Here is a 16,873-nt window from a genome sequence, read left to right on the forward strand (position 1 = left end):
GATTCTTTTTTTGTTTACTAGTTTTTTATTTATAATTAAATTATGCTTAAAAAAACAAATTTCAAAAATAAATATATTGTATGATTTTCGCTTCTAATAATAACTTTAGTTTTTTTTATTTTAACTTCATTTTATGATTTAAAATTATCAAGTCATATAGAAAGTAATTTAAATAAAACTTGATTCACTGCAATTTTTGATGCTTACGGTAGGGTTTGTTTATTTCTTCCCATTTATTTGTTCTTTTTTATTTTTCTATTAAGTTTTTTTAATAATTTAAAATTTAGTAAAAAGCAAAAAATAATATGAATAGCTATCTTTAATTGTATATATTTGATAATTGAAGTTACTTTTCTTTATTTTACAAAACATTTTATTTTACAAAAAAATGAATTTCATATTTCAAAATTTATTTTCTCAATATTTTTTACATTTAGCTTAGTAGGTTTTATTATTTTTATAAATATATATTTAAGGAATTTATTTAATAATGAAAATAATGATATAAATATTTATTTTAAAAAAGCATTAAAAGCAAGTATCTTTATAATATTATTATTTATAAGTATTCAACTATTGAAAATTATTTTTGGAAGAAATAGACCTGAAGATGTAATAGTTCAAAAAGAAAACTTCCAATGACTATTTCAAATAAATTTCTCTAAAGTAAGAGGATCTAGTTTTCCATCAGGTCATACAGCAGCAGCAGGTGCAATGCTAAGTTTTATTTATTTTTTGGAAGGAAAAAAAATTTGAAAAAAAATTATTATAATTTTTATTTGAGTTTTTATTATTCTTACAGCTATTTCAAGAATATTAATGAGCAAGCATTTTTTGACTGATGTATCATTTTCAATTTTAATTGTAATTCTTTATTATTCTGTGTCACAAAAAATAGTTAAAAAAATTTATGAAGGGAAAAAATAATTATGGCAAAGTATATTGGTTTAGATCTTGGTAGTAAAACTGTTGGTATTGCAACAAGCGAAGGATATTTTTCAAATCCAAAAGAAACAATTAGATTTCAAGAATATAATTTTTTAGAAGCAGTTAATAAATTAGATATTTTTCTTAAAAAAGAAGGTTTTGAAAAAATTGCAATTGGCTATCCAAAGAATATGAACGGTTCAACAGGTGAAAGAGTTGAAATGGTTGAAGAATTTATTAAAATTATGCTTGAACAAAATCTAGTTATAGAAGAGCAAATAGAAAGAGTAGACGAAAGATTAACAACAAGAATGGCAAAGCAAATAATGATATCAGCTGATTTAAGTAGGAAAAAACAAAAAGAAAATAAGGATCAATTGGCAGCCAAATTAATTTTAGAAACCTATTTGAACTCAATTAAGTAGTATATAATTACAATATAAATATCAGTGGAGGTATCAATGGAAACACATCCTTTAGTCAAAAAAATTTTATTTAATCAAGATCAAATTGACAAGAGAACAAATGAGTTGGCAAAAGAAATAGAAAGTTATTATAGAGATCAAAAAATAAAGGACAACACAGTTATCATTGTAGGATTATTAAAAGGGTGTGTTCCTTTTATGGCAAATTTTATTAAATATTTTAATCATGAATGTCAAACTGAGTATATGGTTGTTTCATCATATATGGGTGGTACAAAAACTAGTGGAGAACCTAAAATTAATTTAGATTTAAATTTATCAATAAAAGATAAGCATGTTTTAATAATTGAAGACATAATTGACTCAGGAATAACGTTAGATTATATAAAAAAATATATTTCTTTTAAAGGAGCAAAAGAAGTTAAAATAGTAACTCTTTTAGATAAAACAGAAGGTAGAATTGCACCAATTAAATCTGATTGAGTTGGTTTTGAAATTAAAAATGAATTTGTAATTGGTTATGGTTTAGATTTCGATGAAAGATTAAGAAATCTTCCATATGTTGCAGTTTGTGATGTTGAGAAATTAAAAACTTGAAAATGATAATAATATCATTTTCTAATATTTAATTAGATTTTTAAAAAAGTTATATAATGTATATATGGAGGAAGTTATTATGATTAAAAAAATTGGGGTTTTAACTTCAGGAGGAGATGCTCCTGGGATGAATGCAGCTGTTGCATCAGTAATTAAAACTGCCATCTCAAAGGGCATAGAGCCTTATATTATTAGAGATGGATATAAAGGTCTAGTTAATAATTGAATTGAAAAAGTAGATATTAATTTTGCCTCAGATATTATTTCAAAGGGTGGAACAGTTATTGGTTCTGCAAGATTGCCTGAATTTAAAGAAGAGTCAGTAAGACAAAAAGCTGTGGCTAATTTAAAAAAATTAAAAATAGAGGCTTTAGTTGTAATTGGTGGAGATGGAAGTTATCAAGGAGCTGAAAAATTAACAAAAATGGGAATTAATTGCATTGGTCTTCCAGGAACAATTGACAATGATATTGTATCTTCTGATTATACAATTGGTTTTGATACAGCTTTAAATACAGTTATTAATGCATTAGATCAAGTAAGAGATACTATACAATCTCACAATAGATGTATTATTGTAGAAATAATGGGAAATGGCTGTGGAGATTTAACATTATATGGGGCTACTGGAAGTGGAGCTGAAGTATTTTCTACAAAAGAAAGTTATTTGTCAGAAGAAGAAATTATTAAACAAGTTAAAGCATTACATGATAAAAATAAGAGAAGTGTAATAGTTGCTGTTGCTGAAAAAATTTATGATGTAAATGATTTAGCAAAAAAAATTGAAAAACAAGCTGGTTATGAAACTAGAGCAACAATTCTTGGTCACATTCAAAGAGGTGGAAAACCAACTGCTATGGATAGATATTTAGCAGTAAAAGCAGGTATCTTTGCAGTTGAAGAATTAATAGCAGGTAAAGGTGGATTGTATATTGGAATGAGCAATAATAAGTTAGTTGCAAGAGATATAGAATCAACATTAAATATGCCAAAAGTTAATAAAACTGATGAGTATGAAAAATTAAGAGAAATTAATAAAGCTGTATAATTTTAACAAGGAGAAATATAATGAATAAAGAAATAGAATTTTATGAACCAAGTAAGATAGCAAAAAAAATAAAAAGAACTAAAATAGTTACTACAATTGGACCAAGTACTCATTCAAAAGATGATATTAGAAAACTTTTTGAAGCAGGAATGAATGTTGTTAGATTAAATTTTTCACATGGTAAAACAGAAGAACAAGCTGAAAAGATCAAATCAGTAATTGAATTAAGAGATGAATTGGAAAAACCAATTTCAATTATGTTGGATACAAAAGGTCCAGAAATTAGAATTGGAAAAGTTTTTGAAGGTGCTCAAAAAATAAAAGCAGGAACTGATGTTAGAGTTTATACTACACAAGAAGAATACTTAAATCGTGAATGCAAATCAAATGAAATGACGGTTTCATATGATATGAGTATTGATTTGAAACCAGGAGATACTGTTTTGGTAGATGACGGAAAATTAACATTAAATGTTATTAATGTTGAATCAGGATTGGTAAATTGTAAAGCATTTAATAGTCATATAGTAAAAACTAATAAAAGAGTAAATTTACCTGGAGTTGATTTTTCATTACCATTTTTAGCAAAAAAAGATATTGAAGATATAAAATTTGGAGCAAAAGCTAAAGTTGACTATATTGCAGCTTCATTTGTTAATTCAGCAGATAATGTTAATGAAATAAGAAAAATTCTTAAAAAAGAAAAAACAGAGCATATTCAAATTATTTCAAAAATAGAATCAAAAATTGGGATTTTTAATATTGATTCAATAATTGAAGCTTCAGATGGAATTATGGTAGCTCGTGGAGATTTAGGACTAGAAATCCCATACTATGAAGTACCATATTGAGAAAAACAAATGATTAGAAAATGTAGAAAAGCTGGTAAAGTTGTTGTTGTAGCAACACAAATGTTAGAATCAATGACTGATAACCCCCAACCAACTAGAGCAGAAGTTACAGATGTTTATTATGCTACTGAATTAGGAGCTGATGCAACAATGTTAAGTGGAGAATCTGCTGCAGGAATTTATCCTTTTATTACTACAGAAACTATGGCTACAATTAATAAAAGAGCAGAATTAGGTTTTTATGGAAAGATCTATTATGATAGAGCTTTAGAGGTTGCTCGTCAATCAACTAGTGGAAAAAGAGCAGAAATAGCTGATGAATTAGCAAATATTACAAGAAATGGTAAATATGAGTTTGCTCTTGTTCTATCAAGAACTGGTGAATTATTAAGAACAATTTCAAAATTTAGACCAAATGTTACAATTTTGGGAGTTTGTGATAAAGAAGAATTATGAACTGGTTTTGGAGCAATGCATTCAATTTTTATGAATAAAGTAAAAAGCATTGATGAAATTATTAAGAACAAAGATGCTTTAATAGAAATTGCTAGATCTTGAGGAGCTAAAAAAGGTGAAGAGATCTTAATAGTAAAAAATGAAGATATTAAAGTCTATCAAGTTTAAAATTAACCAATTAATGGTTATTTTTTTATACACTTGTGTATTTGAGCAAATCATCTAATAAAGTGATATAATTTTTTTGTTATTAACAAGGAGAATAAAATGAATAAAATTAATTTAAATGAAAAAATGAAAAGAACCAAAGTTATTACAACTATTGGTCCAAGTGTTCACTCAAAAGAAGCGATAAAAGAATTGTTTGAAAAAGGAATGACAACAATTCGTTTAAACTTTTCACATGCAGATTTCCAAGAACATGGAGAAAGATTTGAATGAGTAAAAACACTAAGAAAAGAAATTAATAAACCAATATCAATATTACTAGATACAAAAGGTCCAGAAATTAGAATTGGTAAAATGAAAGATGGAAAACAAGAAATTAAAGTAGGAACAGAAGTAACTGTTTATACTGACCCTAAAGATTTTTCTACAAGAGAATGTAGTGCAACTGAAATGCAAATGTCATACGATATGTCACAAGATGTAAAAGTTGGAGATACTGTTTTAGTAGATGACGGAAAATTAACAATGCACGTAACTAAAGTTCAAAAATTTAAAGTTATTTGTAAAGCATTTAACAATCATTTAGTAAAAACAAATAAAAGAGTTAATTTACCAGGTATTGAATTTACATTGCCATTCTTAGCAGAAAAAGATTATAACGATATTAATTTTGGTATTGATAATAATATTGATTATATTGCAGCTTCTTTTGTTAATTCAGCAGATAATGTTAATGAAATAAGAGAAATATTAAAAAAGAAAAATGCAGAACATATTCAAATTATTTCAAAAATAGAATCACAAGTTGGATGTGATAATATTGATTCAATCATTGATGCATCAGATGGAATTATGGTTGCTCGTGGAGATTTAGGATTAGAAATCCCATATTATGATGTACCATATTGAGAAAAACAAATAATTAGAAAATGTAGAGAAAAAGGGAAACTAGTTATTGTTGCAACACAAATGTTGGAATCAATGACTGATAACCCCCAACCAACTAGAGCAGAAGTTACAGACGTTTATTATGCTACTGAATTAGGAGCCGATGCAACAATGTTAAGTGGTGAATCAGCAAATGGTGATTTCCCATTTATTACTGTTGAAACAATGTCAACAATCAATAAACGTGCAGAAATAGAATTTTATGAAAAAAATTATTATACAAAACAATTGGAAAAAGCTAGAAAATCAAGTTCAGGTAAAAGAGCAGAAATTGCAAATCAATTAGCTAATACTACAATTAGTGGAGGTTATGAATATGCAATTGTTGTTTCAAGAACTGGTGAATTATTAAGAACAATTTCAAAATTTAGACCAAATGTTACAATTTTGGGAGTTTGTGATAATGAAAAATTATGAACTGGTTTTGGAGCAATGCACTCAATCTTTATGAATAAAGTTGATAATTTGGATGCCTTTATGAAAGATGAAAAAGCAATAGCACAAGTTGCAAAATCATGAGGCGTAAAAAAAGGCGAAAGAATTCTATTTGTTAGAAATGAAGATATTAAAGAAATTACAATAAAATAGTTTTTAAACCTAAACCTTTAAAGTTTAGGTTTTTTTATTATTTAAATTCATAAATAGAAAATTTTCTATGTATTTTTTATTGAATAAGTGTTATTATTTTTTTGAAATTAATAAGGAATAGGAGAAAATGTACATCTATTAAATATATAGTTAGTATATTTTCTTTTTCTTTATAGTTTTAACATAATTAATAGGAGAAAAAAAATGAAAAAACTACTTTCAATTTTAGGATCAGCGTCAATAGTGGTATCTTCAGGGACATATGTAATTGCATGTAATCCAAATAAAGATACAATTAATATATTATTTGTACCATCACAAAATAGTACAGAAATTATAAATACTGTAAAACCATTAGAAGAAAAGCTAGCAAATGAGTTAGCTAAAATAGCACAAGCAGATAATAGAATATCAACAAAAAAAGTTAAAATTGCTCCTTCAACAAGTTATGAAGTTGCAGGAAAAACATTACAAGATGGAAAGGCTCATTTAGCATTTTTACCTGTAAATACTTATGCAAAATATAGAGGGCAAGAAAAAGATAAAGCATTTGATAAGGAAGGAATTTTATTAAATGCTTCTAGAGCAGGTGCTAAACCTGAAACTACATTTTCACAATTTCTTGATGAGCAAAATAAATTTAATTTGTCATTAGCAATGGAAGAAGTTACTTCAGAAGCTTCATTAGAATTATCTAAGCATTATAATAAAATGGTTAAAGATAATCCTGAAGAAGTAAAAACACAAGAGAGTGCAAAAAAATTATTATTAGATCAAGATAATGAAGTATCTTATTATAGATCATATATATATGCAAATAATAAATTCCTATCAGATAATCAGTTTGATATTAATTCATTTGAAAATGGTGAGGAGTATAAAGCAGCTTTAAAAGAATTAATTTTAAAAGGTGCAAAAGATAAAAAATTCCAATTTACTTTTGGAGCTAGCAAAACTTCAAGCTCAGGAGTGTTATATCCTATGCTATGATTGCAAGATGTTTTAGGAATTGAAGATAATGAATTAAAAGATTTATGACAAAATAAACATGAACAAGGTAGTTATCCACAAGCATCTCAGGAAGTTTCAAATGCAACTTCAAATTATGCTGTTGGATTTAGTGATATTAGAATGGAAAGTAAATCTTCAACTGACGTAGAAAATGCTTTTAAAAATACAACAGTTATTGGGGCAACTGAACCTATTGTTAATGATCTAATAGCTTATTCTAAAAAAACTATAAAGGATGAAATCTTCAAAAATGATTTAAGAACTGCTTTTAAAAACTTAATTGCAGATAAAGATAATGCAAGTATATTTGAAATTTATAATCATACTGGCTATGTAGGGCCAATAAACATTGAAAATAGTAATGACTTTGAAATAGCAACAGATAAAACAATAACTGATACAACAAATTCAACACAAGCTCTATTAGATAAGATGAAAAATTGATAGGAAAATAAATATGGTACAAAAAGCTTTAAGCTTTTTTGTATTTTTATAATATGATAAATTTTACAAATGTAAATAAAGTTTGACCTAATGGCAAACATGTTTTAAGAAATATCAATTTAAAAATAGAGGATGGAGAATTTGTTGCAGTAATAGGTTTATCTGGTGCTGGTAAAACTACACTTTTAAAAACTATTAATGGTATTAATAAAATTTCTTCGGGAGAAATATTAATTAGTTGAAATAATAATGAAGAATACAATTTAAGTAAAATAAAAAATAAAAAATTAAGACAATTAAGAAATAAAATTGGTCTTATGTCACAAGAATATAATAATTTAGAAAAACAAACAGTTTTAACAAATGTCTTAAATTCAAGAATTTCAAAAGTAAACTTTTGAAGATCTCTTTTAGGAATTTTTTCAAAAAAAGATAAAGAAATAGCTCTAAGGTCATTAGAAAAATTAAATCTACTTGATTATGCATATATTAGAGCTGAAAACTTAAGTGGTGGTCAACAGCAAAGAATTGCTCTTGCAAGAACCTTATCACAAGAACCACAATTAATCATTGCAGATGAACCAGTTTCTGCATTAGATCCAATACTTGCAAATCAAGTTATTAAAGATTTTCAAAATGTTAATAAGTCTGATAAGATAACAATTATTTTAAATATACATCATGTTGAGTTAGCACAAAAGTATGCTTCAAGAATTATTGGATTAAAAGATGGAAAAATAATTTTTGATGGTAAACCTCAACAATTGACTAAAAAAATATTAAAAGAAGTTTATGGAGATAATTATTAAAATGAATAGAAAAATTAATGCAATTACTTCTAGAAATGTTTTTGCAATAAATGATAAGTATACAAAAGCTCCAAAGAAAACATTTTTTATATCTCTATCTATTATAGTTTTCATATTAATAATCTTTGGTTTCAATATGTTAGAAACAAATTGAGTTGAATTTTTTTCAAGTTTTAGTTTATTCTTTGAAAGAATTGGTGATTTAATTAGGTGGGATTGAGAGGACTTTCTTAAACCAGATACAGTTGGAATAGTATTTTTTAATACGGCTTTATACTCAATTTTTATGACAATGATTACAGCCTTTGCTGGAACAATAATTGGAGTGCTTATAGCAATTCCCGTAGCAATTTTAGCAGCAGGAAATATTGTTACTAATAAATTTATTAATAATACTGCTAAAAGTCTTATTGCAATTTTTAGAACAATTCCAGCTTTTGTTTATGCTCTTATTTTTGTGGGATATTTTGGCCAAACAATTTTAACAGTTACAATTGTTTTATCAATCTTTACATTTTCAATTACTTCAAAAATTTTATTTGAAAGAATTGAACATATCAATACAAAGATTTTTATTTCACAACAAGCAACTGGTGCTAATAAAATGAGATCTTTTAGGTCAGCAGTTGTACCGCAAATATCAAATCATATTACATCAGCAACTTTTTATGCTTTGGAAACTAATATAAGATATATTTCTGTTATTGGTGGTGTTACAAATTATGGTATTGGTAAATTAATTGATGATTCAAGAGGAAATGATGATTGATCACGAGTAGGTTTTTTATTATTTTTAATTATTAGTGTAGTAATATTATTAGAATTAATAATATATGTATTAAGAAAATATATATTATTAGATAAGGACTTTATTTTAGATGAAAAAAATCAAAAAAAATATTCAACTTTAATTAAAAAAATTTCAAGAATGAATAATTTAAATTTTTATATAAGATATGTTATTCAAAAGGACCTATTTTTAAATCTTGAAATAGCTAAGCAAAATAAAGACTTTAATTCAATTAAAGAAATTAAAGAAGAAATGAGAATTAAAAAAAATAATTTTCTATCTGATCATAAATCAAAAATGAAAAAAGATATTAATGACTTTGAAATATTTAAAAGTCAAAATTTAAATTCAAAAAATTGATTTATTTGAGATGCAGAGAATTCTATGAATGTTAGAAGAGATAAAATTTATTTAACAAATTTTAATTTTGAGGTTTTAAAATTAAAAGAGGAAATAAAAAGTAATTTAGATAATACAGCATTGCAAGAACATGAAACTTATTTAAAAAATTTAACTATAGATGAAGTTATTAAAAAAAATCCCAAAAGATATATTAAAAGATTATGTTTATACTTTATTCTTTTTGCATTATTTTGTTATTCATTAACCTTTATTGAATTTAATATAGAGAGTGCAGAAACAATTAAAAATACCAATAATAATATAATAGAAATGTTTAAAATAAATTGATTGTCACTTTTCATAGCTCATGGATATGCACCTCAATCAGTAATTTATTTACTGTTTCAAACTTTATCAATTGCAATAGTTGGTACGTTTATTGGAGCTATCGTAGCATATGTTTTTGGTATATTAAGTTCAGAAAATATAGTCAATTACTATGTTGCAAAATTCTTTGTATTAATAACTTCTATAATAAGATCAATACCCACATATATTTATGCAATTTTATTTATAGCTCTTGTTGGAATGGGACCTTTTACTGCAACTTTGGCAATTGCTGCAGGAACTGTAGGAATGTTAACAAAATATAATAGGGAAGTTTTTGATGATATAAATTTAAAAGTTTTATATCAATTAGAATCTACAGGATTAAATAAATTTCAAAGATTTAAATATGGAGTAATGCCTCAAACAACAAGTAGTGTAATTTCATATATTATTTATAGATTTGATATAAATTTTAAAGAGGTTGCGCTTTTAGGAGTAGTTTCTTCTGGAAATATGGGTTATTTATTAAATAGTTATTTTGCAGATCAATTATTTAATGAATTTGGTGCACTATTATTTGGTATTATATTATTCACATTATTGATTGAGTATATTTCTACAACTTTAAGAAATAAAATAAATTTAGGAATCAATCCTAAATATATTGATAAAATCATTCTTTTTATTAAGCATAAAAATTTTGCAAAATATAAAGCCAATGAAATTTTAGGTTTATCAAAAGCTGATTTTGAATATATTCAATCAGAAGCTTACTATGCATATATTAATAAAGTTATTTATCAAGAAGCAAAAATCATTTCTAAAGATAAAAAAGTTTCAAGAAGTCACGGTTGATACTTAAGTTATATTAAAAACTTTAACTTAAGTAATAATTTAGACTTAGATTTACAAGAAGCAAAAAAAATATATAACAAACATAATTTAGAATATAAAAATCTAATTAAAGAGTTTAATGAAAAAAGAATTGATTTTATTCAAAAATTAAAAAATAGTAAAGCTGAACAAATTAAAGAATTGGATTTAAATTCCAAAAATATATTAGAAGATAAATCCTTTAAAAAAGAAATAAAAGCTTCAAAATCTTTTATTAGAAAATCAACTAAAATTAAAATTGAAAGTTTAGAATATTAGAGGAAATAAAATGTTTAAAAAACTTATTGAACTAATAAATAGTAATAAAAAAATAATTCTTTTGAGACATATATATCCAGATTTTGATGCAATTGGTTCACAAATGTCCTTATATCAATTCATTAATGATAATTTTAAAAATAAAAATATTAAATTAGGTGGAGATTTACCAAAGGAATATCATTGTATTGGTAAAACACAAAAATTAAAGCAAGAAGACTTTAAGGATGCTTTAGTTATTATTACAGATACCGCTATAAAAGAAAGAATAGATATTCAAGATTTAAATTGGTTAGCTCTAGCATCTGATGTATTTAAAATTGACCATCACGTTAATATTGATCAATATGGAACCATGGAAATTGTAGATTCCTCATATCCAGCTACTTGCGAGTTATTAACAGAACTCTACAATAACTCCAAATTAGTTTTTTCAAAATTAACAGCCTATTATTTATTTCATGGTCTTATTACAGATACTGATAGATTTATGTATAGAAATGTAACTGCCAGAACATTTGAAATGGCAAGTATTCTTATAAAAAAAGGTTTTGCTATAAATGATGTTTATAAAAATATATATGGTTTAAGCCAAGACGAAGTTAGATTAAAAGGCTATATTTTAAGTAATTATAAAATCTCAAAAGAAAAAATTGCATATATTATTTTAACCAAAGAAGTAATGCAAGGTTTTAATATTGATGATAATAATAAAATTTCACTTTGAGTTAACATTTTAGGAGAAATAAAAGATGCAACAGCTTGAGTATTCTTTACACAAGGCAAAGATTTTATAAGAGTTGAATTTAGGTCAAATAAATGTAATGTTCGTGATATTGCTGTTAAATTTGGAGGCGGAGGGCACATTAATGCATCAGGTGCCAAATTAGAAAGCATTGATCAATGTCTTGAAGTTATAAAATATTTTGATAAAAATTTTAAAAAGTTAAAACTATAGTTATTAAAAATATACTATTATAAAAGTATATTTTTTTATTCTAATATTGAAATTTTACAAAAAATAATAATAAAATAAAATATAAAATTAATTTATTTGTTTGTGATTAATAAAATTATGTATAATTAAGAATATTAGGTTATGTATTTTTTATAAAGACAAAGGTGGAGAAAAAATGAAAATAACACTGCTAGATGGCAACATTATAAATTATGATCAACCAAAATCTGTTCTTGAAGTAGCTCAAGAAATTTCTAAGTCACTTGGTAAGAAGTGCGTAGGTGCTGTTATTAATGATAAAGAAGTTGTACCAAATACTGCTCTTATTGATAGAGATTGTAAATTGCAACTAATAACTGAAAGACATGAATTATATGAATCTGTTATAAACTATACTGCAAAGGTAATAGTGGGCTTAGCTCTTAAAGAAATTTTTCCTGAAGGTAGCCTTTATCCAGAAGAAGAAGGTTATAATAAATTAGAGTTTTTTAGTTATTTTGATTGTGATCAAAAGTTAACTTTAGAAAATATCAAAAAAGTTGAAGAATTATCAAACAAATATATTTCATTAGCTCTTGATATAGAGTTTAAAGGAAATACTTTTACTGAAAAAGATTATATTAATATGATGAACAAAATGAATGTAAAAGAGAAATATACAATGGGTATGGTGGATTTAAACAAAAAAAGATATATTAAATTCCCAATTTCTGCTATAAAAGATGTTTTATTTTACTCAAGATTTGCAACTTTAAATAAAACAAGTGACTTATTTAAAATTCAATTAAATGAAGTTACAGCATTTCAAATTAGAGAAGATAAGTTTGTTTATAAAATTCATGGTTTAACTGCAACTACTGAAAAAGCTTTTTTAGAAAAACAACAAAAAATTGAAGAAATTAAGGAAAATGATCATAAACATATTGCCAAAATTTTAGAAATTTATCATTTAGACCCCTTAATTGGTCAAGGATTACCAATTTGATTGCCAAATGGGACTATTTTAAAGCAAGAAATTAAAAAATATTTAATGCAAAAAGAATTTGAATATGATTTTATTCAAATTGAAACTCCAGTTATTGGTACAAGTGAACTTTATAAAACATCTGGACATTGAGACCATTATCGTGATGACATGTTTGCACCAATGTTGCTTCCAAAAGAAGAAATGGTTTTAAAACCAATGAGTTGTCCGCATCATATTGCAGTATATAAATACAAACAAAGAAGTTATAGAGATTTACCATTAAGATTTGCAGAACATGCTCTACAACATAGGTATGAGTCATCAGGTAGTTTAACAGGACTTGAAAGAGTTAGAGCAATGGAATTAACTGATTCACATATTTTTGTTACTCCTCAACAAGTAAAAGAAGAATTTGTAAGATGTTTTAATCTAATCACAGAAGTATTACTAACTTTTGATATTAAAGTAGATTATTTATCTTTATCTTTAAGAGATCCAAAAGATAAAGAAAAATATTTTAATGATGAAAAAATGTGAAATCATGCTGAAACAGAATTGGAAAATGTTTTAAATGAACTAAAAATTGATTATAAAAAAATGATAGGTGAAGCTGCCTTTTATGGTCCAAAATTAGATATTCAAGCAAAAACTGCTTTAGGTCATGAAATTACTGTTTCAACAATACAATTAGACTTTTTACTACCACAAAGATTTGATATAAGTTATATTAACAGTGATGGAGAACTTGAAAAACCAATTATGATTCATAGAGGTCTTGTAGGAACTTATGAACGTTTTATCTCAGTTCTTTTAGAGCAAACAAAGGGAGTATTACCTTTATGATGTTCACCTTTACAAGTTGAAATAATACCAGTAAATATTGCAAACAAAGATTATGCAGAAAAAGTAAGAGATGCATTTAAAGCAAAATTAATTAGATCAAAAATTGATTTAAGAGATGAAAGATTAAGTTATAAAATTCGTGATTCACAAGTAAGAAAAATTCCGTATCAATTAGTTCTGGGAGAAAAAGAATCAGAAAATGAAACAGTAACTTTTAGAAAATATGGTTCTGAACAACAAACTACAGTATCATTAAAAGAGTTTATTAAAATGATTGAAGGTAAGATTATAGATAAAGAATAGTGTATTAATAGGAGAAAATACTTTTTATGAATAAGAATAATAGAAATATAGAAGAAGAAATAAAAATTCTAAAAGAACAAGATTATGGTATATTAGATGCTCAACACTCATTTATGATTGATGGTACGCTTGGAGGATTCAAAGCAGCTATTCATAAATTGCACTATACTTTTATAAAACAAATTCTTTTAGGAATTATGAGTGGAGTAATAATTGGCTTTGGTTATGTAGCGTGTGTTATAGCAATGGTTTCTTTAGAAGGAACCGATTTTGCAAAGGTTGGAACTCTTTTATTAGGATTTCTTTTTCCGGGTTGCATTATTTTAATTACTTTCCTTGGCGGGGGATTATTCACAAGTCACGTCTTTAGTACGATTCCAGTTTTAAAGGGTTGTGCTAGTAAAAGGTCCTATTTAAAAGGAATTTTTGGAGTCCTTTTAGGAAACTTTTTGGGTACTTTTATATTTGTAGCAATTTTTGCTGGAGCTGGAGGTTTGCTTAATAGTAATCAGCCATTTTTACTTAAAACCTTTGATATGACTATTCATAAGTTATATTTAGTTGCAAATGATTTAACTAATGGTAATTCTATTAAAACAGTAAGTATTTTTGCAACTATAGGAATAGGAATTTGTTCAGGAATCTTATGTAATATGATGGTTTGTTCAACTTTGCCTTTAACAAGCTCAACAAAAAATTCAGCAACAATAGTTTTATTATTAATTTTCCCAATTGCATTTTTTGCAATTGGAGGATTCCAACATGGTCCTGCAAATTCATTTTTCTTATGAATGTTATTATTTGAAGTAATTTTTAGTCCAGAATTAACTTTAAAAAGTGGATTAACACCACAGTTTTCTCAAGTTTTATTGTTTATTGCTTTAAGTACTATTCCAACATTAATTGGTAATTGAATATCAGGAGCATTATTATTGCCAGGTATTTTATATTATATTAATAAAGAATATGTTTCAATTTTATTTAAAAAAATTAAATTAGAATATTTAGAAGGTAAAACTGTTAGTTTTAAAGATAAAGCAGATAAGCAAATAAAAAGAATTGATAAAAAAATTAAACTACAAGAAGCTGAAAATGATTCAAAAGATAATAAATAAATTATTTTAGATTAAATAATATATTTTAAAAATGTCAGAAATGACATTTTTTTATATTATAATTTAATAGATAAAAGTACAGGAGTATATTATGAGATCAAAAATCAAGCAAAACAGTAAGGGCAAACGTAAGTAGTTTAAACTATGTTTTTTTTGATTGATTTTTCAATTATACTTATTTTTTAAATTTTTAATACACAAATAAATAATAATCAACAATAAATAAAATATTATCAAATTATATTAATTAGAATGCGAGAACTCAAAATGAATAATAATGAAATAAAAATGAAAAAAAAGAGGAAATTTAAAGTTCCTACATCTTTTACAATACTTTTCTTTGTATTGGTAACAATAATGATAGTGTCATGAATTTTACACTATTCAGGTATTAAAGTTGAAAATGAAAAAATTAAAGCTATTGGTATTATCGATTTATTTGTGTCTATTTTTCAAGGATTTAATGATAAGGTTGAAATTATAGTTTTTGTTATGTCTATTGGTGCTTTTATTTTTATTGTAATGAAATCTAAATCTTTAGATGCTTTAACTCAAAAAATTGCATGAAAGTTTAAAGATAAAACAATATGAGCTATTCCTATTATTGTAGTATTTTTAAGTTTTTGTGGTTCAGCATATGGTATGGCTGAAGAAGCTTTAGGGTTTCATATGATAGTTATTCCACTTATGCTTGTTGCAGGATTTGATGTTTTTACAGCAACAATTACTGTACTTCTTGGTGGAGGAATTGGGCCAATGTTAGCAACATTTGATCCTTTTCTAATTTTTACAGCTTCAGCTGCTGCTAATTCAAGTCAGGCTGGTATTTCTGAACCAACTGATGGATTAGCTTTTAGAATAATTGCTTGATTTTTAGTCACTGGGTTTACATCAGCATATATTATGTTTTATGCAAGAAGAGTTAAAAGAAATCCCAGTTTGTCTTATACTTTTTCAACATTAGAAGAAGATAAAAAATTTTTCTTAAAAGAACAAATAAATGAAGTACCTTTAACAAAAAAAAGAATTTCGATATGTGTAATATTTTTATTAATGTTTCTCTTAATGATTGCTTATTTATTTCCTTGAGATACATTAATAGGAAAAAATATATTCGAAAATGCGGGTATTTGAGTACAAGAAAATATGCCATTCTTTACATCATTAGTTCCTGGATTTGGACATGGTGATATGTATGTTGTTGCTGGATTTTTCTTAATTGGGTCGTTAATTGTTTCAATTTTAAATTGAGAAGGAGAAGAGACATTTGTTGAGGATTTACTTACTGGATCAAAAGATATGATAGGAGTTGCTTTTATTATTTCAATAGCTGGAGCAATTACTTATTTATTGAGTGAAACAGGAATTAAATCATTGATGCTTAGTTCCATAAATGGTTCAAATAGTAATGCAATGAATCCATTTGCATTTATAGTAATAACTTTCTTATTATTTATTCCATTGTCATTTGCATTACCTTCAACTTCAGGGTTCTCAACAGCCATCTTTCCAGTATGAGGACCTCTTGCAAATTCAGTTACAATTGGTTCTACTTCTATTACTATGGTTTCAGGAAGTATTACAGCATTTGCATTTGCAAATGGTATGGCAAATATGGTATCACCAGCATCAGGAATTGTTGTTGGAGCAGCACAAATTGGTAGAACAAGTTATGGTACAATAATGAAAGGTACGTGAAAGTTCCATTTATCATTATTAGGTATTAATATTGCATTACTATTAATAGGAACTGGACTGAATTATACAGGTTCTCACATTTTTTAAGAAGAACTAAAAAAAC

13 protein-coding genes are annotated in these 16,873 nt (G+C 25.5%); all 13 read left to right on the forward strand.

The annotated features are described in order from the left end of the window. The first annotated feature begins 42 nt into the window (after nt 1-42). The 13 genes from SCANT_RS05490 to SCANT_RS01075 all read left to right on the forward strand — a co-directional run bounded on the left by SCANT_RS05490 (nt 43) and on the right by SCANT_RS01075 (nt 16,857). Entirely contained in the window at nt 43-927 is an 885-nt protein-coding gene (locus SCANT_RS05490; protein WP_053945869.1) for a phosphatase PAP2 family protein, read from the forward strand. A gap of 2 nt (nt 928-929) precedes the next feature. Further along, nucleotides 930-1,352 carry a Holliday junction resolvase RuvX gene (gene ruvX, locus SCANT_RS01020; protein WP_053945870.1) on the forward strand — a complete coding sequence of 141 codons (423 nt, stop codon included), beginning with the start codon at nt 930-932 and terminating at the stop codon, nt 1,350-1,352. Nucleotides 1,353-1,388: 36 nt separating this feature from the next. After that, nucleotides 1,389-1,958 (forward strand): hypoxanthine phosphoribosyltransferase, encoded by a 570-nt coding sequence (gene hpt, locus SCANT_RS01025; protein ID WP_053945871.1) that lies wholly within the window; start codon nt 1,389-1,391, stop codon nt 1,956-1,958. A gap of 70 nt (nt 1,959-2,028) precedes the next feature. Further along, nucleotides 2,029-2,997 (forward strand): 6-phosphofructokinase, encoded by a 969-nt coding sequence (gene pfkA, locus SCANT_RS01030; RefSeq protein WP_053945872.1) that lies wholly within the window; start codon nt 2,029-2,031, stop codon nt 2,995-2,997. 20 nt (nt 2,998-3,017) lie between these two features. Next, complete coding sequence (gene pyk, locus SCANT_RS01035) at nt 3,018-4,472, forward strand: pyruvate kinase (protein WP_053945873.1); 1,455 nt, start codon at nt 3,018-3,020, stop codon at nt 4,470-4,472. 99 nt (nt 4,473-4,571) lie between these two features. Beyond that, nucleotides 4,572-6,008, forward strand: a complete 1,437-nt coding sequence (gene pyk / locus SCANT_RS01040; RefSeq protein ID WP_053945874.1) for a pyruvate kinase — start codon at nt 4,572-4,574, stop codon at nt 6,006-6,008. Between the two features lie 204 nt (nt 6,009-6,212). Then, a complete protein-coding gene (locus SCANT_RS01045; RefSeq protein ID WP_053945875.1) occupies nt 6,213-7,466 on the forward strand; it encodes a PhnD/SsuA/transferrin family substrate-binding protein in 1,254 nt (417 codons plus the stop codon). Between the two features lie 50 nt (nt 7,467-7,516). Next, nucleotides 7,517-8,272, forward strand: a complete 756-nt coding sequence (phnC, locus tag SCANT_RS01050) for a phosphonate ABC transporter ATP-binding protein (protein ID WP_053945876.1) — start codon at nt 7,517-7,519, stop codon at nt 8,270-8,272. Then, nucleotides 8,256-10,886: a PhnE/PtxC family ABC transporter permease gene (locus SCANT_RS01055; protein ID WP_053945877.1), complete on the forward strand. Its 2,631-nt coding sequence runs from the start codon at nt 8,256-8,258 to the stop codon at nt 10,884-10,886. Before phnC ends, SCANT_RS01055 begins: the two co-directional genes overlap by 17 nt. Nucleotides 10,887-10,896: 10 nt before the next feature. Then, nucleotides 10,897-11,844 (forward strand): DHH family phosphoesterase, encoded by a 948-nt coding sequence (locus SCANT_RS01060; RefSeq protein WP_053945878.1) that lies wholly within the window; start codon nt 10,897-10,899, stop codon nt 11,842-11,844. Nucleotides 11,845-12,019: 175 nt separating this feature from the next. Then, a complete protein-coding gene (gene thrS, locus SCANT_RS01065; protein ID WP_053945879.1) occupies nt 12,020-13,957 on the forward strand; it encodes a threonine--tRNA ligase in 1,938 nt (645 codons plus the stop codon). A gap of 26 nt (nt 13,958-13,983) precedes the next feature. Further along, on the forward strand, nt 13,984-15,072 hold the full coding sequence (locus SCANT_RS01070) for a formate/nitrite transporter family protein (protein ID WP_053945880.1): 1,089 nt from the start codon (nt 13,984-13,986) through the stop codon (nt 15,070-15,072). Nucleotides 15,073-15,360: 288 nt separating this feature from the next. Next, the gene (locus SCANT_RS01075; RefSeq protein ID WP_235443294.1) at nt 15,361-16,857 is read left to right on the forward strand and encodes a YfcC family protein; all 1,497 of its coding nucleotides are present in this window, start codon (nt 15,361-15,363) and stop codon (nt 16,855-16,857) included. Nucleotides 16,858-16,873 lie beyond the last annotated feature (16 nt).

It is taken from the genome of Spiroplasma cantharicola, from assembly GCF_001281045.1.
Classification (GTDB): domain Bacteria; phylum Bacillota_I; class Bacilli_A; order Mycoplasmatales; family Mycoplasmataceae; genus Spiroplasma_A; species Spiroplasma_A cantharicola.